The following is a 17,656-nucleotide window of genomic DNA, read 5'->3' on the forward strand; positions in this document are numbered from 1 at the left end:
CGCGACCATCCACGCCTAAGCTCAGCCGCGACCGTTCACCGCGCCGCGCGCCCTTTGCTGCCAAGCCAGCGGTCGCAAAGGAAATTATCAAAACCCGACGTGAACCCGTACTTGTATGGCGCGGCGCGGGCCGCTTGCGCAATAAAAGTATTTGACTGCATGTTCAGTCTTATTAGTGTCACTTCCCAGAACACCGGCCACGCCGCGCAAAGACGGCGGGTCGCGACAGGAGGGGCGAAAGGAATGGCACCGGATTCCCCGGCGATCGAGGTCATGGATGTGGCCAAGGCCTTCGGAGAGGCGCGCGCGCTCGATGGCGTCTCGGTCGCCATCCGCGAAAACGAATTCTTCACGCTGCTCGGCCCCTCGGGCTGCGGCAAGACCACGCTTCTGCGGCTGATCGCGGGCTTCGACTTTCCAACCACCGGCGAAATCCGCCTGCACGGTCAGGATATCGCGGGCCAGCCGCCCTTTGCGCGGCCCGTGAACACCGTGTTCCAAAGCTATGCGCTGTTTCCGCACATGACGGTCGAACAGAACATCGGCTTCGGCCTCAAGATGCTGGGCAAGCCGCGCGCCCAGGCCGCCGAACGGGTCAACCAGATGCTTGCGCTGGTGCGGATGGAAAGCTTTCGCACCCGCCGCACGTCCCAGCTTTCCGGCGGCCAGCAGCAGCGCGTCGCGCTGGCCCGGGCGCTGGCGCCCGCGCCGCGCGTCCTTCTGCTGGACGAACCGCTGTCCGCCCTGGACTACAAGCTGCGCAAGGAAATGCAGGGCGAGCTGAAGCGGCTCCAGACCGAGACCGGCATCACCTTCATCTTCGTCACCCACGACCAGGAAGAAGCCCTCACGATGTCCGACCGCATCGCCGTCATGTCGGGCGGGCGCATCCTGCAGGTCGGCTCCCCGCGCGACATCTACGACCACCCGCGTACCCGCTTCGTGGCCGATTTCATCGGCGAAGTGAACTTCCTCGCCGGCACCCTTGTCACCACCTATGGCACCGCGGGCCGCGTCCGCCTCGCCGTAGGGGGCGAGGTCCAGGCGGGTCTGCCCGATACCGCGCCGCCGTCCGGCCCCGTCACCGTGATCGTGCGCCCCGAACATGCCGAGCTGCGCGCCCCCGACCAGCCCGCTGACCTGCGCGGAACGCTGGATCAGGTGGTCTATTTCGGCACCGACACCCACCTGCACGTCCGCCTTTCCGACGGGTCGGAGTTTGTCCTGCGCCAGCAGAACAGCCCCGGCGGCGACCTCGGGCTGGCACCGGGGGCAGGGGTCGGCATCGCCTTCAAGCCGGGCGCCGCCCGCGTGCTGAAGGACTGACCATGCCCACAGCCGCCGAAATCGCCACGCTGGAATCCCGCCGCGCCACCCGGATGCGCTGGTGGCTTTCCACCCCCGCTCTCGCCGTGGTCTTCCTCTTCGCCGTCGCGCCGCTGGCCGTGATTGTCCTCTATTCCTTCATGGAGAAGGGCGATTACGGCGATGTGAAATACTGGCAGTTCTCGCTGGACGGCTGGTTCTCGGTCTTCTTCGAACGCGGGCTCTTCGACGACAGCATCGGCATCGCCCAGGCTCATGTCAGCATCCTGTGGCGCTCGGTGAAGCTGGCCGCGATCACCACCCTCGTCACGCTGCTCATCGGCTTTCCCACCGCCTGGTTCATCGCCACCCGGCCCGAACGTCAGCGTGATTTCTGGCTGTTCCTCATCACCATCCCGTTCTGGACGAACCTCCTGATCCGCACCTTCGCCATCCAGGAGGTGTTCCGCAACGAAGGCGTCCTGAACAGCCTGCTTCTGTGGACCGGGCTCATCGACAAGCCCTTCCAGATCATGTTCACCGACCTCGGCATCTTCCTCGGCATGGCCTATGTCTACCTGCCGCTCATGGTGCTGCCGGTCTACGCGAGCCTCGAAAAATTCGACTTCCGCTTCGCCGAGGCCGCCTCCGACCTATACGCCACCAACAGCCGCACGCTCTGTCACATCATCCTGCCGATGACGCGGCCCGCCATCATCGCCGGCTGCATCCTCGTCTTCATCCCCGCGCTTGGCGCCTATGTCACGCCGCGCCTCCTGGGGGGCGGCAAGAACCTCATGCTCGGCAACCTGATCGAGCTTCAGTTCGGCCAGGCCCGCAACTGGCCACTTGGCGCCGCCCTGTCGCTGACACTGACCGCCGCCGTCATGCTGGCGCTTCTCGTCTATGTCCGCGTCGCCGCGAAATCCGGAGGGCGCGCCCATGGCTAGGTCCCATTCCGTCCGCCACCAGCGCGGCTTCACCTTCATTGCGCTGACCTGCTTCTTCCTTCTGTACCTGCCGATGGCCACGATGGTGGTCTTTGCCTTCAACGCGGGCACCACCGTCGGACAACTCGACGGCCTGTCTCTGCGCTGGTTCCGAGCCGCCTGGGAAAACGACCGCATCATCGACGCGCTCCTGCGTTCGCTGACCATCGCCCCCATCGCCGCGGTCATCGCCACAGCCGTGGCCACCATGGCGGCCCTCGCGACCACACGCACCGCGCCTTATCGCGGCATGTCGCTGAAGGTCGCCTTCATCAACCAGCCGCTCATGGTGCCGGAAATCGTCACCGCCGTGGCGCTGCTCGTGGTCTTCGCCCGCATCAAGGTCTGGACGGGCTACACCGGCCTTGGCTACCTGATTGCCGCCCACACCGCCTTCTGCGTGCCCTTCGCCTTCCTGCCGATCCGTGCCCGGCTGGAAACCATGGATCTCACGCTGGAACGCGCCGCCGCCGACCTCTACGCGCGGCCCTGGGCCACGTTCCGCCACATCACTCTGCCGCTTCTGTGGCCCGGCATCCTTGCGGGCTTCATGCTGGCCTTCGTCGTCTCGCTCGACGATGTGGTCATCACCGAATTCATCAAGTCCGCCGGCCAGGAGACCCTGCCCACCTACATGCTGGGCCAGCTCCGCCGCAGCGTCACACCCGAGATGAACGCCATCTCGACCGTTTTCCTCGGCGTCTCGATCGCCGTCGTCAGCCTGTTCTTCCTTCTCAGCCGCAAGAAGACCTGACCCCTCACCCAGGAGCCGCCCATGCGCAATGCCCGACTGCTGCTTTCCCTCTCTGCCCTGGCCCTCGTTGCCGCCGGTACCGCCCGGGCCGAGGGCGAGCTGAACATCTTCAACTGGGGCGAATACACCAGCCCCGAGCTGATCAAGAAGTTCGAGGAAACCTACGACGTCAAGGTGACCATCACCGACTTCGACTCGAACGACACCGCGCTTGCCAAGGCCCGGCAGGGCGGGAACAACTTCGACATCGTGGTGCCAAGCGCCACCTTCGTGCAGATCTGGATCAACGAAGGCCTGCTGCTGGAAACCCGCCCCGACCAGATGGAGAACTTCAAGAACGTCGATCCCCGCTGGATCGACGTCGAGTTCGACCCCGGCCGCCGCTACACCGTGCCGTGGCAATGGGGCACCACCGGTGTCATCGTCGACACCGACATCTACAAGGGCGACCCGAACACCTCGTCCATCTTCCTCGATCCGCCGCCCGAACTGGTGGGCAAGGTCAATGTCGTCCCCGAGATGGGCGATGTCATGACCATGGCGGTCCTGGCCGAAGGCGGCAAGGTCTGCACCGACGACATGGAGGTGCTCAAGCGCGTCCACGCCAAGCTCGTCGCCGCCAAGCCGAAATGGGTGGCGATGGATTACGGCAGCATCGAAAAGTACACAGGCGGAGACTACGCCGCCGGCCTCGCCTGGAGCGGCGCGGCCATGCGCATCCGCCTCGAAGCCCCGCGCTTCGTCTATGGCTATCCCAAGGAAGGCTACCCGATCTGGATGGACAACGTCGCCGTCCTGAAATCGGCGCCCAATGCCGAAAATGCCAAGCTCTTCCAGAACTTCATCATGGATCCGGAAAACGCCGCGCTGATCTCGTCCTATGCGCGCTATGCCAACGGCATCAAGGGCTCCGAGGCGTTCATGCCGGAAGACATGCGCGACGCGCCCGAAATCGTGGTGCCCGAAGAGTTTGTCGCCCTGGGCGATTTCTCCCCGGCCTGCCCGCCCGAGGTGAACGACCTCTACACCCGCATCTGGACCGATGTCCTGAAATGACCTGTCCGGCGGGGCCCACCCGGCCCCGCCCTCCCCAAACACCCGGAAGACCCCGATGAGCGATCTCGATCTGTGCTACCTGCCCGCACACGAAGCCATGCGCCGCTTCAAGGCGCGCGACCTGTCTCCCGTCGAGCTGATGGAGGCGGTCATTGCCCGTGCCGAGGCGGTGAAAGACCCGGTCAACGCCTTCACCTACACTCATTTCGACGAGGCGATGGACCAGGCCCGCAAGGCCGAGGCGAAATTTGCCCGCAGCGCCCGCACCCGCGCGCTGGAAGGCCTGCCCATCGGCATCAAGGATGAAAGCGAGATCAAGGGCAAACCCACCTCGTCCGGCTCGCTGATCCTGAAGGATCATATCGCCGACCAGACCTCCACCAACAACGCCCGCATCATGGCTGCCGGCGGCATCATCCACGCCCGCACCGCCACGCCCGAGTTTTCCTGTGCCGGCACCACCTGGACTCGGCTCTGGGGCGTCACCCGCAACCCGTGGAACCCGGCCTACACCTGCGGCGGCTCCTCGGGCGGTTCGGGCGCCTCGCTGGCCTCGGGCACCTCGGCCCTCTGCACCGGCTCCGACATCGGCGGCTCCATCCGCATCCCGGCGGCGGCCTGCGGCGTGGTGGGCTACAAGCCGCCCTATGGTCGCAACCCGGACGACCCGCCCTTCAACCTGGATTTCTTCTGCCACACCGGGCCGATGGCGCGTGACGTGAAGGACGCGATCCTCCTTCAGAACATCATGTGCGGCCCGTCGCCCACCGACATCTCGACACTTCGCCCTAAGCTGCGCCTGCCGATGGACTACAAGCCCATCAAGGGCTGGAAGATCGCCTATTCACTCGACCTCGGCCTGTTCGAGGTCGAGGAAGACGTGCGCCGCAACACGCTGGCCGCGCTCGACGTGTTCCGCTCGCTTGGCGCCACAGTGGAAGAGGTCGATGTCGGCTGGAAGCCCGGCGCGCTTCAGGCCGGGATCGCCTATCTCAAGCACATCTTCGGCGCCTATCTCTCGACCTTGCTTGCCGACCATGCCGACGAGATGACGACCTATGCCCGCCAGTTCGCGGAACAGGGCGGTCAATCCACCTCGGCCGATTTCGTGGCCAGCCTCGAAGCCATCGCCGAGATGTACCTGACCTTCGGCCCGCTGATGGAGAAATACGACGTCTTCATCTGCCCCACCAACTCGGCCACGGCGGTCGCAGCCGACATGGACCATTCGGTTGAAAAGGTGCAGATCAACGGCAAGGAAGTCGATCCCACCCTGGGTTGGGTGATGACCACGCCCTTCAACATGCTCAGCCGATGCCCCGTCCTCTCCGTGCCCTCGGGCCGCGCCGGCAACGGCGTGCCCACCGGCATCCAGATCGTCGGGCGCAGCTATTGCGATGCCGATGTGTTCCGCGCCGGCCTCGCCTACGAAACCGCCCGCGGCGTCTGGTATGCCGACGCCGCCAACCGCCCGGCGCTCTGACCTGCGGTTGACGCCCCACCGGCGCCAAATGATAAGGGCCGCGGCACTCCTGCCGCGGCCGTCTCGCCGGAAAGTCCCAGATGTCCCAGGTCACGGACCCGACCCCGCCCGAAGTCGACGGCACCGCGCCCCTCACGCGGTCGGGCCGGGCCGACCGTCGCCACTTGCGCGGCCAGGCCAGCCTTCAGCGCATCATCGACGCCACCATCGTCACCATCGCCGAAGAGGGCCTCACCGCCGTGACCATCCAGCGTGTCGCGCGGCGCGTCGGCTCCTCCAATGCCCTCGTCGTCTTTCACTTTGGCACCAAGGAACAGCTGTTCCGCGCAGTGATCGAGTTCCTCAACGACCAATACGCCCGGCATTGGGAGGCCACCGTCCGGCGCCCCGGTCTGTCCACACTCGACCGCATCGTCGCAACGCTCGACTGCGCCCGCAGCTTCAAAACCCAGCATCCCGATTGGGTTGCCGCTTGGGTCGCCTTCGGCAGCGACCGCCAGACGCTCCAGATCGACCGGTCCATCAGCCTGCCCACAGACCGCGACTATGTCGAACAGGTCCGCAGCCTTCTGGCCCAGATCGCCGAATTCGGCGGCTACACGGATGCCGATATCGACACCCTGTCCGAGGGCATGAACTACATGGTCCAGGGCGCCTGGTACTGGGATACGGTCAACTACGACCATCTTCCCTCCGACGCCCTGCGCAAATGCGGGCTCGCCCTCCTGCGCCACGCTTTCCCACGCGAACCCTGGCCCGCCTGAGGGCAGCCGACCTGAACCCCGATCCTCTGTGGAAATGGTGACCCCGGCAGGACTTGAACCTGCAACCTTCCCCTTAGGAGGGGGACGCTCTATCCGTTGAGCTACGGGGCCACGGCGCCTTCATGCCCGGAAAGTCGCGCCGCATCAACTGCCGCGTGGCATCCGCATCAAATCGGTCCCTAAAAGGAAAAGGGGGAGCGTATTGGCCCACCGCTCCCCCTTGGGTCCCTCGCGTCCGGTTTGAGAGCTTGCTGGACGCGCTGGATATCGCCGGGGTCGCAAAGGACTGCCCGTTAGCGGTAACATAGCCCGCATTCCCGGCTTGGACAAGCGATCTTTTGGCGCTAACAAGGGTCAATCCCCGAACGAGGCTTCCGTGAACAAGACCACTCCGCCGGTTCCCCGCCGCCTCTTGACCCTTCGCGACGTCTCGGAAGCCTCCGGCGTCAGCGAAATGACGGTCAGCCGGGTGCTGCGCAATCGCGGCGACGTCTCGGATGCCACGCGCGAGCGTGTGCTCGAAGCCGCCCGCCGCCTGGGCTACGTCCCCAACAAGATCGCAGGCGCCCTTGCCAGCCAGCGCGTCAACCTCGTCGGCGTCGTCATCCCCTCGCTGTCGAACATGGTCTTCCCCGAGGTGATGACCGGCATATCCGAAGTGCTGGACGACACCGGCCTGCAACCCGTGGTCGGCGTCACCAACTACCTCCCCGAACGCGAGGAAGCCGTCTTGTACGAGATGCTGTCCTGGCGCCCCACCGGCCTCATCATCGCCGGCCTCGAACACAGCGACGCCGGCCGCGCCATGCTGGAAGCCTCGGGCATCCCCATCGTCGAGATCATGGATATCGACGGTTCCCCGGTCGACTCCGCCGTCGGCATCTCGCACCGCCGCGCCGGTCGCCAGATGGCCGAGGAAATCCTCGCCGCCGGCTACCGCCACATCGCCTTCCTCGGCACGCAGATGCCCAACGACCACCGCGCCCGCAAGCGCCTGGAGGGCTTCGAGGAAGCCCTCGCCAAGGCCGGCGTCGACCTCGTGGACCGCGAGTTCTACTCGGGCGGCTCCGCGCTCCTGAAGGGGCGCGAGATGACCGCCGCGGTGCTCAACCGCAGCCCCGACGTGGATTTCCTCTACTATTCCAACGACATGATCGGGGCAGGGGGCCTGCTCTACTGCCTCGACAAGGGCCTCGACGTCCCCGGCAAGATTGGCCTCGCGGGTTTCAACGGCGTCGAACTGCTGGACGGCCTGCCGCGCCGCCTGGCCACCATGGACGCCTGCCGCCTGGAAATCGGCCGCAAGGCCGCCGAGATCGTCGCCGGCAAGCACCAGGGCGTCATCGGCGGCGAGGTGATCGAGCTTTTCCCCACGCTGCAACCCGGCGACACCATCCGCCGGACCTGAGTTTTCGCCGCCCGCGCCAACCCCGCATCGGCTCCCTCCGGCCCTGGCGTGTTTGTGATGTCGGCCCCTGTCCCCGGCCGATATGTTCCGACCATTCGCACAACATTGGAGTTCCCCGTGAAACTCACTCGCCGCGCTCTCGGCCTCGCCGGCATCAGCGCGCTTGCCCTCACTGCCGCCGGCCGCAGCCTTGCCCAGTCCTCGGACGGCCTCTTCTCCGACATCATCGAGGGCACCGAGGATTTCGGCATCGCTTCCGATGCCTACATCTTCGGCTATCCGCTGGTCACGATGGAAATGACCCGCCGCATCATGACGAATGTCGCCGCGGCAGAGGGCTCGCACGCTCCGATGGGCACCCTCATCCGGATGCGGCAATACCCCGACGCCAGCTTCACCGACATCACCGCGCCCAATGCCGACACTCTCTACACCACCGCCTGGCTGGACGTGGGCGACGAGCCCTGGGTGCTGGACCAGCCCGACATGGGCGATCGCTACTTCCTTCTCCCGCTCCTGTCCGGCTGGACCGAGGTGTTCCAGGTCCCCGGCAGCCGCACCACCGGCGGCGCGGCCAGGACCTTCCTCATCACCGGCCCCGGCTGGACCGGCACCATCCCTGACGGCATGACCGAGTTGAAATCCCCCACCGCGATGGTCTGGCTCCTGGGCCGCATCTACTGCACCGGCACGCCCGAGGATTACGATGCCGTCCACAAGCTGCAGGATGCCTTCAAGCTCCAGCCGCTGTCCACCTGGGGGCAGGACTACACCCCGCCCGCCGGCACCGTCGATCCGTCCATCGACATGAAGACCCCGACCCGCGACCAGGTGAACGCCCTCAGCGCCAGCGACTATTTCTCTCTGCTGGCCGACCTGATGAAGCGCAACCCCCCGTCCGGGGCTGACAAGCCCGCGGTGGACCGCTTCGCCGCCATCGGCCTCTTGCCGGGGCAGGATCTGGACAAGCCCAAGCTCAAGCCCGATTTCGAATCCCGCGTCGCCCCCTTCGCCTTCCATCGCATCATGGCGCATCTCGTGGATTCCGATGGCAACATGACGCACGAGAACGGCTGGCTCTTCACCACCAAGGCGGGGACCTACGGCACCAACTACACGCAGCGTGCCCTCATTACCGCCATCGGCCTTGGCGCGAACCTGCCGCAGGACGCCATCTATCCGCTGTCGCAGCGGCCGAACCTGCTGGAAGAATACTCGGGCGAACACAAGTACACGATGGTCTTCCCCAAGGGCCAGACCCCGCCGGTCCAGGGCTTCTGGTCGCTCACCATGTACAACGAACAGATGTTCTTCGTCGCGAACCCGATCAACCGCTACTCGATGAGCATCCGCACCAATCCGGTGATGGGCGAAGACGGCTCGCTGACGATCTATATTCAGAAGGACAGCCCCGGTCAGGAGAAAGAGGCCAACTGGCTTCCCGCTCCCGAAGGCAAGTTCCACCTGATGCTCCGGCTCTACTGGCCCGACGACAAGGCGCCCTCGATCATCGACGGCAGCTGGAAGATCCCCGAAGTCAAGAAATCCTGACCACGCATCTCGCTGCCCGCCCCGGCGGGCAGGGAGCCCGCAAGTTCCCTCGACGGAACTTGCCCGGAGATGCCGAAAGCTCCGGGCCCGCCCCACCCGCCGACTGCAGGGGCGAAAAAACTTGCGTCGCCTGTCGAAATCCCGGCGCCCCGCGTGTCACTGTTCTGCCCGACCCTGACGCGGGCGTTAACGGAGACCGACATGACCGCTCTCACCTTTGCCCCACCGCGCCCGCTCTGGCTGATCCTGCCGGCCGCCGGCGCCCTCGCCTGGAACATCTTCGGCCTGATCCGCTTTGCCGACAGCCTGACCCAGACCCCGGAAAGCCTGATGGCGCAGGGCCTGACAGAGGCGCAGGCCCTGCTCTACGCCGGCCTTCCCGGCTGGATGACGCTCGCCTTCGCGCTCGGCACCGGGCTCGGCACGCTCGGCGGCCTGCTCCTGCTCCTGCGGCGCAGCACGGCGACCTGGGTGCTGGCCGTCTCGCTGGCCGCCTACATCGCGCTCTTCACAGGCGATCTGGCCCATGGCGTCTTCGACGGAATGCCCGCCCAACTGGCCATCCTCGTCGTGGTCGTCGCCATCGCGGCGGCCCTCTTCGCCCTGTCCCTTGTCGCCCGAAATCGTGGCATCCTGCGCTGAACCCAGGAGAGTCCCATGCAATTCATGATGATGCTGAACGAAACCGAAGCCGATTTCGTCGCCCGCACCGAACCTGGCCAGTCGGCCGCCTATTGGGGCGGCTGGACCGCCTTCATCGGCGCGATGGCTCTGGCCGGGGTCATCGTCAAGGGTGACGGGCTGCAAGGCCCCATGCTCGCCACCACGGTGCGCGTGACCGATGGCAAGCGGCATGTGCAGGACGGCCCCTTCGCCGCCTCACGCGAACAACTCGGCGGCTATTTCGTGATCGAGGTGCCCGATCTCGACACGGCGCTCGACTGGGCCGCAAAGGCACCCTGCGCCGCGACCGGCTCGGTCGAACGGCGACCGATCCTGCCGCCGATGCTATGACCATGGCGCCATCCGCTCACGGCGCCGTCTCGTAGAACCCGCGCACATCCCTGGCGAACTCTGCCCGGCTTCCGGTGCGCAGGTAGAACATGTGCCCGCCTTCGTAGGTGCCGAAGAACAGACGCTCGCGTGCACCCTTCGCCCGCGTTGCCTGTTCCAGAACGAAGCGCGACATGAAGTACGGCGTGACCGTGTCATACGCTCCGTGCACGACCAGCACCTTCAGGTCCAGGTTCTGCGCCAGCGCTATGCCCACATCATCCGGCGTACCCACGGACGAGGTACGGTCGAACGCGGAGTTCACGGTCAGGTTCAGCGGCTCATACGGCCGGTCGATGACAAAGCCGAGGTCGGTGCGAAGATAGTCCATCAGTGGCGACAGAAGGATGCCGCTCAGCACCGTGAGGCTGCGATCAAGGACGCCGATCGAAGCGTCCTGCGGCCTCGGGTTGTCGCTGGCCTGCGAGCCGTCATAGCGGTCAAGAACCAGCCCCCTGTCGGCTAAGAGGCTGCCTGCAAAGAGCAACTGGTCAATCCGCCCGTTGTTCCGCGCAAGAAGTGCAGGCTCAATGCCGATCACCTCGCTCATCCGGGCATAGAAGGCGGTCTGCTCCTCGGGCGGCATGCGGCCAAGCGCGGCCAGACCGGTCAGATACTCGGTTAGCGCATAGTCCTCGGCGGCTTTCCTTCCCTCGGCATCTTTCCCGAAGACACCCCGGCCTTGCACTGCAGCGATGGCCGCCTGCGTAGGGATCTGGGCCATAGGGAACAGGAGCGAGTAGCTGTCGAAATCTGCATCCACGTTCAACTCGGGAGAGATCATCACCGCGCGGTTCAGGTTGATCGCGTATTTCTCGGCCAGGATGCGCGTCAGGGCGGCCACGCGCATGCCGCCGTAGCTTTCTCCGGCAATGGCCTTGGGCGAGCCCCAGCGATTGTTGACCGTCAGCCATTGCCGGATGAACTGGGCAATGGAATCGAGATCCCCCATCGTGTTGTAGAACGGGGTCGGGTCGCGCGGCGCTCCGTCGGGTCCGGGAAGGGTGCGGCTATAGCCTGTCCCAACCGGGTCGATGAAGACCAGATCGGTGAAGGCGATCCAACTGTCAGGGTTCGTCTCCAGCCGCGCGGGCACCGGGGGAAAGGTCCCGTCTCCGGCGGTGGCGATGGTCTTCGGCCCGATCGCAGCAATATGCAGGAAGATGCTGGCGCCACCGGGGCCGCCGTTCCAGAGGAAGGTCACCGGCCGCGTCGCCGGGTCGGCACCGTCCAGGGTGTAGGCAACATGGAACATCTCGGCCTCGGGGCGTTCGGGGTCGACGCCGGTGTTCAGCAAGCCGGCCTTGGCCGTGTAGGCGGGCAGATCCTGTGCCGATGGGGCAGAGGACCAGCCTGCTAGCATGGCAAGGGCAAGTGCCAGAACCAAGGCCGAACGGGTCACGATCCAAAGTCTCATGCTGCCAATCCCTCTTTATGCCAATCGCCCCGCGCTCCACCGGAACTCAGGTGGCGTCCTTCCGGCGGCGCACTGCCGCCAGGTTACGCCGCTACATGATCCCGACCGAGATCATGAAGGCCGTCGTCTTGCCGCTGTCGGCATCGTCGCCCATCTGGTAGACGCGGATCACATAGTCGCCGTTCTTCGGCAGAACGATCCCCGTGGCATCCAGCCCGTCGATTGATCCGTTGTAGATCGCCTCGCCGGTGCTTCCGGGGGGCAGGATGTTGAAATAGACCGTGCCGTTCCCGTTCGATTCGCCCGGAATCAGCGAGACGGCCATCTTCTGCCCCTTCTTCGCCCCAAGCAGGTAGTCGATGTATTCGTCGCCCACGATGGTGCCATTGATCGCGGCATTGTCGTTGCCCTTCTCGAACTCGACCCGAGCCTGGTCCTGCGCCAGGACGGGCGAGGCAAGCGGTGACAGGGCCAGAAAGGCGGCAAAGGCAAAGGAAAGTCTGGGCATGGGGGTCTCCAAGGGTTGATGTGGGACGAGGGGCTACCGGGTCCAGCTTCCATCCGGCAGCAGGAAGCCGGGCATCAGGCTGGCAGTGCAGGAGGTGTTCACCAAAGCTTCCGGGGTGTCGAGGAAGCTTGCGGCGATATCGCGCGAGCAATCCGAGAAGATGAAGGTTCCATGGCCGGCTTCGGGAAGGATCGCGAGCTGCGCCTTCGGTAGGGTCGAGGCGAGCATGGGTCCCCAGCTTGGGGCGGTCTGGGTATCCAGCGTGCCCTGCAGCACCAGCGTCGGGATGTCGGCTGTGACGGGGTCGTGGATGCCCGGCCGCGAAACGCGCTGAAACTCTTCGCAGGGGCCATAGATGCTGGCGTTCATCCCCGACTCGATCTCGGCGATCATGCTCTCGGGCCAGCCGAATTCGTCCCGCAGCCGGGCGCTGGCGATGGGGATCGTCTCGGGGCCGTTGATGTCCATGTTCTCCTGGCAGGCGAACATCTGCAGCTGGAACTGGCCGACCAGCACGTCGTCGATGGCGCTGTTGTCGCGGCTGATCCGGTCGAAGACCTGGGCCAGCTGGGCGTCGGTCATCCGTTCGGACAGCGCTCTCAGGCCGACCAGTGTTGTGCCGGTGAAATGCTTCTCCATAAGGGCATCCAGCGCACCTGTCGTTGGGGTAGAAGCCCGCAGCATCAGGTAGTCAGAGCCAAAGGCGATGCGGGCCGGCAATGTCGGCAGGGCCTTGGCGGCATCGGCAAGAGCGGTGTCGAACACCTCGACCAAGTCGGTGCCTTTTGCGGCGCGGTTACGGGCCACCTCAAGCTGGGCAAGCGTCGTACTCACGGCCTCCTCCGTGGCCCGGCCGATCTCTGCCAGGTTCAGTGCTGTTTCGGCAAGTGCCTGGCTTGTCGCGTCAAGGCCCGAAAGGTCCGGCGCAGGGGCCGCGCCTGAACCAAGGCGTTTGGCGGCGATCTCGTCATGTGTAACGGTCACGCCCTGTTCCAACTCGGCGATCATCTTCGGCAGGTAGCCGGTGATCCCCTGGTTTCCCGGGGCAAAGCTGTTGCGCCCGATCAGAAGCATGAAGAGGGAGCGCCCGGTGATCGGTCCCTGCGCCCCCCGCAACGGCGCCGCTTCCAGCTTGGCCCAGAGCGCCCAGAAGCGGGCCTCGAGGTCGGGATAGGCGGCGGCGCAAGCGGCATCCGCCGCGCAAAGCTGGAACAGCGACCGGACATTCTCGGCCAGCGGCAGCCCCATTAGGTCATACATCGGCACCTGCACCGGCCAGACGCTGTCGACGACGACCGACCGCAAGCCCTCGGGTGCCGACCGCATAACCTCCTGCGCGAGGAAGGTGCCATAGGACGTGCCGAAGATGTTGTAGCTGCCGTGCCCCAGTGCCCTCATCAGCGCCTGCACGTCGCGCGCGTTTTGCAGCGTGTTCACGGTCGAGATGTCCGCGCCGTTGGCGGCGATTTCGTCCAGGCAGGCGCGCACCGCCTGACGACCGCGCGCGATCATCTCGGCCTCGGACCCACTGGCCAATATCGCGTCGGCCAGCGTCTCGGGGTTGGCGACCGTGGCATAGCAGCGGGACTCCGGCCCGGCTGAGGTGTCCACCCCACGCTGGTCGAAGGCGATGATGTCACGCCGGTCACGGATCTCTTCCAGGAAGCGGGTGATCAGGATCGGGTTCCGGACCACGCCCGAGCCCGGGCCGCCATGCAGATAGACCACCGGATCGGCGGCGGGCGCAAGCGAATGCGATTTCAGCACCATGAAGGTCAGGTCGATCCGGCGACCGTCGGGCTTGTCATGGTCCTCGGGCAGATTGACCCTGCCGCAAGCCACGGTCATGCCCTCGACCTCTTCCGGGGCGACCGGGCCGGGGCAAGCCACGGCGACCACCGGATAGCGCGGGTCCGCACCGCCGGGCACGATCAGGGGTAGCAGCGGATCCGCGGCAGGAGGCCCGGCCAGGGCCAGCACGAAGGCGACGATCTGATCAGGGGTCATGGCGGCCAGTCGGTCACAGGAGGCATTGCCGCAAGCCTGTCTGCCTCACCCCTCCACGTCTATCCACATTGCGCATGGCAGGAAAGGAAGGACGCCGCGCCGGTGCAACTGGAACCAAGGCCGGCCATGGCACCGGGCCGGTCGGGCAGGGCCGGCCTGGGGTTGCGCAGCGCCGGTTGCCCGGGACCTGTCCGCGACCGGCCTGGCCGGGGGAAGCACGAACTGCGGCTTCAGGCTGGCAAGGCAGCCGGCATCCGGAGCCGTCTCGGGCCGCTTGAGAAAGGCCATGCCGATGTCCTTGACGCGTCGAGAGAAGATGATCGACCCGTGCCCGGCCTCGGGTACCTTGATGATCTGCGACCGGGACAGGGTTTCGGCCACATGGCGCGCAATGGCCGAGGAGGTCTGGGTGTCGTTCAAGGCTTAGACGACCATGGTGGGGATGTCGCCGGACACCGGGGTAAGGAATTCCGGCCGGGGCGCGGGAGGAAGCAGTTCGCACATGCCGTAGATCGAGCTGTCGGCCTTGTCCGACAGGGTTTGCCGGGGCCGCCTGAGCCTTGCGTTGTAGGCGGCGAAGCCCTCAAGGCTGTTGAACGGAAGCTGTTCCTGGCAGGCGATGACCATCGGGTCAGGCGCGAAGACGATCCCGGCATAGGCCCTGCGCGCCTCGCCGCCGACGGCGGCGTAAACCGCACGGGCGCCCTTGCCGGGCCTGGAACCTGCCGAAAGCGCAAGACAAGACGGTCCTGCACCCAAGCGGCACATCCGTGCAATCGGGGCGAAATAGATCACGCGATTGGAATGTGTGTGACGTGAACGACGAGCCGTCAATCCCTGGATCGCCGGTCCGCCCCTGATGACGCCAAGGTCGCCCTGTCCCCCACTTCCGGCCAAGAGAGCAGGGCTGCGCGCACCTTGTCCGGTCCGAAGGCACGGGCCACCGCCTTGAAGGTAAAGAACGGCAAGAGCGACACGAAGGCGATCAGGGCGATGATGAGTACGCCAATCGAGCCGCCGCCGCCGAAGACCGGCATGCTGGCCGAGAAGCTTTGGCCCTGGAAGAGGCCGAGGGCGACGCGTTCGACCACATGTACGATCATGAAAGCGGCAGCACAAAAGGCGGCATCGAAGAGGATCGAGTAGATCTTCGGAAGGTGCGACAGGCGGCCGGAAAGTTCCATATGCTCGACCAGCATCATGGCCTTGGTCAAGGCCAGCGCGTTGATCAGCGCAAATCCCTGAAGGGCGGCATGGTTCTGATGCTCGCGGTCGAAGGCGACCTCATTCAGCACGAAAAGGCCGAACAGGACCCAAAGGTAGAGAAAAAGGATCAGCCCATGCTGGGCAGCGGCGACCAGGCGCCGGCGAAGGCTGCGGTGCGCGGGGTGGGCTTGGGTCATCGGATGGTCTTTCGAAGATGACGCATTCGGCTTGGGGTCAGGGTCCGACATGCATGAGGATCATCGCGCCGATGCCGAGCCCGCCGATCAGCGCGGCCAGCAATCCGGCATGGGAGGGTGGCGCAACCGGATAGCCGCGCGCCGCAGGATACTCGGTGGCAAGGTGGCGCTGTGTGCGCCGGTTGGCCAGCACGGCCACCACCAGCACGACAAGGCCGATTCCCACCATGGCGCTGCCGAACAGGTAGGGCACCGCCGCTCGCGTGTGGGCGTCAGCGGAAGAGGCGATACGGAACACCTGGTGCACGCCGAAGCCGAAGGTGATCAGCGAGGTCGATGTGCGAATCCAGGACAGCATGGTACGATCCTGCGCCATCCGTGTCCGCTCCAGTGCGAGGCGGCTGCTGGCATCCGCTTGTGGCGCCGCAGCGGTCACGACGTTCCGCCCGCTCTGGCGGCAAGGCGTCGACGGGCGATGCGGTTTGTCAGGCCGCGGGCGACCAGATAGGCCGGAAAGGCAAGGATCGCCGCGATCGCCAGCGCCTGAAGCACATCGACCGAGCGCGAGACGACAAGCTGGAAGATCATGTCGATGACGACCGCCAGCAGATAGAGCCGGCCGATGTCGCCCCAGAGTTCGCCCAACAGTTGGCGGCGCTGGGCAGGCTCGGTGGCCACCAGCACGGCGAAGGGCCGGCGGCCCGACCGCGCGTCGCGCAGGCCAGCTCGGATGGCGATGGCGGTGGCCACAAGGGGTTGCAGGATCATGCGGAAGGCGAGCGGACCGTGTTCGCGGATGAACAGGAGGTACTCGTCGCGCTGCAGGGCGTCTTCAAGGCCGGACATCTTTTGCTCTTCGGGAGGGGAGGGTCATGAAGCGGATGTCAGTTCCGCCAGGATCGGCAGGCCGAGGTTGCAGCTTTCCACTCCGCGGGCAACGCAGATCTTCAAGACTTCCATGATCTCGGACGGCGATGCCCCGGCCGCCAGCGCGCCGCGGATGTGGCGGCGAACGCCGGGGGCATACATGTGCGAGATCGAAGCGTCGAAGGCGATCGACAGCAACTCGGTCTCCTTTGGGGTAAAGACACCATTGGCATAGATCCCGGTACCGGTGGCCATGAAGGCATCGGTCCATTCGGGATCGAGCGCCAGGAACGGGTCCCAGGCGGCATTCCACTGGCCCATGGCCTGCATCCGGTCGACGGACGGGGTGGCGCCCCTGGGCCGCGCCGCCGCCGCGATGGCCTCGGGCCCGGCCTCTTCGATCAGGATCGGCGCGCCCAGGCTGCAGGAGTGCAGCGCCATGACCGTCCCCATCTTGATCAGGGTCAGCAACTCCGCCTCGGTCGCGCCGGCTGCAAGCGCCGCGCGCATATGGCGGCGCGTGGCAACCGCGTCCAGGCTGGTGACCGCGACATTGACCGCCACCGCCACCAGCTCGACGAAACGGGCCGTCAGCACGCCGTTTCTCCAGCTGCTCAGGCTCATTGCCGCCACGGCCGAGGCCCAGGCGGGATCGCGCCCGGACAGCAGCGCAAAGGCGCCGTCGTCCCAGGGGCCGAGGGCGGCGCCGTCTCGTGCTTCGGACATGGTCATTCTCCTTGTCTGCCTGGTTTCTGGCCGTCAGGCGACGGCCACCTGCACCTGGCCGTTCTCGACCCGGGCCTGGTAACAGGCGACCCCCGAGCCGGGGACGCCGACGATTTCGCCTGTGGTCACGTCATAACGCCAGCCGTGCGCGCGGCAGCGCACCACCTTGCCTTGGAGGATTCCGTAGCCAAGCGACTGGCCGGCATGCAGGCAGGCATCGGCGATGGCGTGGATCGTGCCGTCCACGTTGAACAGTGCGACGGTCTTGCCATCGACCTCGACCGTGGTCGACTTGCCGGGCGGAATCCGGTCCAACGGCAGGACATCCTTGAAGTCGGGCATCGTGTCGTACTCCTCGTTTCGGG

The 17,656-nt window shown here is 65.8% G+C and carries 19 protein-coding genes and 1 tRNA gene; 10 read left to right on the top strand and 10 right to left on the bottom strand.

Features of this window, described 5'->3' with window-relative positions; all coding sequences use genetic code 11:
- The first annotated feature begins 243 nt into the window (after positions 1 to 243).
- The 6 genes from JO391_RS00055 to JO391_RS00080 all read left to right on the top strand — a co-directional run bounded on the left by JO391_RS00055 (position 244) and on the right by JO391_RS00080 (position 6,351).
- Complete coding sequence (locus JO391_RS00055; RefSeq protein ID WP_220662192.1) at positions 244 to 1,326, top strand: ABC transporter ATP-binding protein; 1,083 nt, start codon at positions 244 to 246, stop codon at positions 1,324 to 1,326.
- A 2-nt stretch (positions 1,327 to 1,328) separates the two neighbouring features.
- Complete coding sequence (locus JO391_RS00060) at positions 1,329 to 2,255, top strand: ABC transporter permease (protein ID WP_220662193.1); 927 nt, start codon at positions 1,329 to 1,331, stop codon at positions 2,253 to 2,255.
- Positions 2,248 to 3,048, top strand: a complete 801-nt coding sequence (locus JO391_RS00065) for an ABC transporter permease (protein WP_220662194.1) — start codon at positions 2,248 to 2,250, stop codon at positions 3,046 to 3,048. Before JO391_RS00060 ends, JO391_RS00065 begins: the two co-directional genes overlap by 8 nt.
- A 21-nt stretch (positions 3,049 to 3,069) precedes the next feature.
- Positions 3,070 to 4,104, top strand: coding sequence for an extracellular solute-binding protein (locus tag JO391_RS00070; protein WP_220662195.1), 1,035 nt, complete (start codon positions 3,070 to 3,072; stop codon positions 4,102 to 4,104).
- 55 nt (positions 4,105 to 4,159) lie between these two features.
- Positions 4,160 to 5,587: an amidase gene (locus tag JO391_RS00075; RefSeq protein WP_220662196.1), complete on the top strand. Its 1,428-nt coding sequence runs from the start codon at positions 4,160 to 4,162 to the stop codon at positions 5,585 to 5,587.
- An 80-nt stretch (positions 5,588 to 5,667) separates the two neighbouring features.
- The gene (locus JO391_RS00080) at positions 5,668 to 6,351 is read left to right on the top strand and encodes a TetR/AcrR family transcriptional regulator (protein WP_220662197.1); all 684 of its coding nucleotides are present in this window, start codon (positions 5,668 to 5,670) and stop codon (positions 6,349 to 6,351) included.
- Between the two features lie 35 nt (positions 6,352 to 6,386).
- Here JO391_RS00080 and JO391_RS00085 read toward each other — a convergent pair.
- Positions 6,387 to 6,462: transfer RNA gene (locus tag JO391_RS00085), tRNA-Arg, on the bottom strand.
- 265 nt (positions 6,463 to 6,727) lie between these two features.
- On the opposite strand from JO391_RS00085, the gene JO391_RS00090 reads away from it, so the two are divergent.
- The 4 genes from JO391_RS00090 (at position 6,728) to JO391_RS00105 (ending at position 10,324) form a co-directional block, all read left to right on the top strand.
- Positions 6,728 to 7,759, top strand: a complete 1,032-nt coding sequence (locus tag JO391_RS00090) for a LacI family DNA-binding transcriptional regulator (protein ID WP_220662198.1) — start codon at positions 6,728 to 6,730, stop codon at positions 7,757 to 7,759.
- Between the two features lie 117 nt (positions 7,760 to 7,876).
- Positions 7,877 to 9,310, top strand: a complete 1,434-nt coding sequence (locus JO391_RS00095; RefSeq protein WP_220662199.1) for a DUF1254 domain-containing protein — start codon at positions 7,877 to 7,879, stop codon at positions 9,308 to 9,310.
- Between the two features lie 201 nt (positions 9,311 to 9,511).
- Positions 9,512 to 9,952 carry a hypothetical protein gene (locus JO391_RS00100; RefSeq protein ID WP_220662200.1) on the top strand — a complete coding sequence of 147 codons (441 nt, stop codon included), beginning with the start codon at positions 9,512 to 9,514 and terminating at the stop codon, positions 9,950 to 9,952.
- Between the two features lie 15 nt (positions 9,953 to 9,967).
- On the top strand, positions 9,968 to 10,324 hold the full coding sequence (locus JO391_RS00105; RefSeq protein ID WP_220662201.1) for a YciI family protein: 357 nt from the start codon (positions 9,968 to 9,970) through the stop codon (positions 10,322 to 10,324).
- A gap of 16 nt (positions 10,325 to 10,340) precedes the next feature.
- Here JO391_RS00105 and JO391_RS00110 read toward each other — a convergent pair whose 3' ends face one another.
- The 9 genes from JO391_RS00110 to JO391_RS00150 all read right to left on the bottom strand — a co-directional run bounded on the left by JO391_RS00110 (position 10,341) and on the right by JO391_RS00150 (position 17,633).
- Positions 10,341 to 11,780, bottom strand: coding sequence for a S10 family peptidase (locus tag JO391_RS00110; protein ID WP_259444773.1), 1,440 nt, complete (start codon positions 11,778 to 11,780; stop codon positions 10,341 to 10,343).
- A 91-nt stretch (positions 11,781 to 11,871) separates the two neighbouring features.
- On the bottom strand, positions 11,872 to 12,288 hold the full coding sequence (locus tag JO391_RS00115) for a hypothetical protein (protein WP_220662202.1): 417 nt from the start codon (positions 12,286 to 12,288) through the stop codon (positions 11,872 to 11,874).
- A 33-nt stretch (positions 12,289 to 12,321) separates the two neighbouring features.
- Positions 12,322 to 14,295, bottom strand: coding sequence for an alpha/beta hydrolase (locus tag JO391_RS00120; RefSeq protein WP_220662203.1), 1,974 nt, complete (start codon positions 14,293 to 14,295; stop codon positions 12,322 to 12,324).
- A 423-nt stretch (positions 14,296 to 14,718) separates the two neighbouring features.
- Positions 14,719 to 15,054, bottom strand: a complete 336-nt coding sequence (locus JO391_RS00125; RefSeq protein ID WP_220662204.1) for a hypothetical protein — start codon at positions 15,052 to 15,054, stop codon at positions 14,719 to 14,721.
- 71 nt (positions 15,055 to 15,125) lie between these two features.
- A complete protein-coding gene (locus JO391_RS00130) occupies positions 15,126 to 15,698 on the bottom strand; it encodes a hypothetical protein (protein ID WP_220662205.1) in 573 nt (190 codons plus the stop codon).
- 37 nt (positions 15,699 to 15,735) lie between these two features.
- On the bottom strand, positions 15,736 to 16,056 hold the full coding sequence (locus JO391_RS00135; protein ID WP_220662206.1) for a DUF202 domain-containing protein: 321 nt from the start codon (positions 16,054 to 16,056) through the stop codon (positions 15,736 to 15,738).
- A 74-nt stretch (positions 16,057 to 16,130) separates the two neighbouring features.
- Positions 16,131 to 16,544, bottom strand: a complete 414-nt coding sequence (locus JO391_RS00140) for a hypothetical protein (protein WP_220662207.1) — start codon at positions 16,542 to 16,544, stop codon at positions 16,131 to 16,133.
- Positions 16,545 to 16,568: 24 nt separating this feature from the next.
- Entirely contained in the window at positions 16,569 to 17,291 is a 723-nt protein-coding gene (locus tag JO391_RS00145) for a carboxymuconolactone decarboxylase family protein (RefSeq protein WP_220662208.1), read from the bottom strand.
- Between the two features lie 33 nt (positions 17,292 to 17,324).
- Positions 17,325 to 17,633, bottom strand: coding sequence for a Rieske (2Fe-2S) protein (locus JO391_RS00150; RefSeq protein WP_220662209.1), 309 nt, complete (start codon positions 17,631 to 17,633; stop codon positions 17,325 to 17,327).
- Positions 17,634 to 17,656 lie beyond the last annotated feature (23 nt).

It is taken from the genome of Neotabrizicola shimadae, from assembly GCF_019623905.1.
Classification (GTDB): Bacteria; Pseudomonadota; Alphaproteobacteria; order Rhodobacterales; family Rhodobacteraceae; genus Neotabrizicola; species Neotabrizicola shimadae.

Excerpts from the sequence above, each read along its gene's own strand:
- JO391_RS00055 (WP_220662192.1), top strand. The coding sequence starts at position 244 with ATGGCACCGGATTCCCCGGCGATCGAGGTCATGGATGTGGCCAAGGCC.
- JO391_RS00060 (WP_220662193.1), top strand. The coding sequence starts at position 1,329 with ATGCCCACAGCCGCCGAAATCGCCACGCTGGAATCCCGCCGCGCCACC.
- JO391_RS00065 (WP_220662194.1), top strand. The coding sequence starts at position 2,248 with ATGGCTAGGTCCCATTCCGTCCGCCACCAGCGCGGCTTCACCTTCATT.
- JO391_RS00070 (WP_220662195.1), top strand. The coding sequence starts at position 3,070 with ATGCGCAATGCCCGACTGCTGCTTTCCCTCTCTGCCCTGGCCCTCGTT.
- JO391_RS00075 (WP_220662196.1), top strand. The coding sequence starts at position 4,160 with ATGAGCGATCTCGATCTGTGCTACCTGCCCGCACACGAAGCCATGCGC.
- JO391_RS00080 (WP_220662197.1), top strand. The coding sequence starts at position 5,668 with ATGTCCCAGGTCACGGACCCGACCCCGCCCGAAGTCGACGGCACCGCG.
- JO391_RS00100 (WP_220662200.1), top strand. The coding sequence starts at position 9,512 with ATGACCGCTCTCACCTTTGCCCCACCGCGCCCGCTCTGGCTGATCCTG.
- JO391_RS00105 (WP_220662201.1), top strand. The coding sequence starts at position 9,968 with ATGCAATTCATGATGATGCTGAACGAAACCGAAGCCGATTTCGTCGCC.
- JO391_RS00110 (WP_259444773.1), bottom strand. The coding sequence starts at position 11,780 with ATGAGACTTTGGATCGTGACCCGTTCGGCCTTGGTTCTGGCACTTGCC.
- JO391_RS00115 (WP_220662202.1), bottom strand. The coding sequence starts at position 12,288 with ATGCCCAGACTTTCCTTTGCCTTTGCCGCCTTTCTGGCCCTGTCACCG.
- JO391_RS00120 (WP_220662203.1), bottom strand. The coding sequence starts at position 14,295 with ATGACCCCTGATCAGATCGTCGCCTTCGTGCTGGCCCTGGCCGGGCCT.
- JO391_RS00130 (WP_220662205.1), bottom strand. The coding sequence starts at position 15,698 with ATGACCCAAGCCCACCCCGCGCACCGCAGCCTTCGCCGGCGCCTGGTC.
- JO391_RS00135 (WP_220662206.1), bottom strand. The coding sequence starts at position 16,056 with ATGCTGTCCTGGATTCGCACATCGACCTCGCTGATCACCTTCGGCTTC.
- JO391_RS00140 (WP_220662207.1), bottom strand. The coding sequence starts at position 16,544 with ATGTCCGGCCTTGAAGACGCCCTGCAGCGCGACGAGTACCTCCTGTTC.
- JO391_RS00145 (WP_220662208.1), bottom strand. The coding sequence starts at position 17,291 with ATGTCCGAAGCACGAGACGGCGCCGCCCTCGGCCCCTGGGACGACGGC.
- JO391_RS00150 (WP_220662209.1), bottom strand. The coding sequence starts at position 17,633 with ATGCCCGACTTCAAGGATGTCCTGCCGTTGGACCGGATTCCGCCCGGC.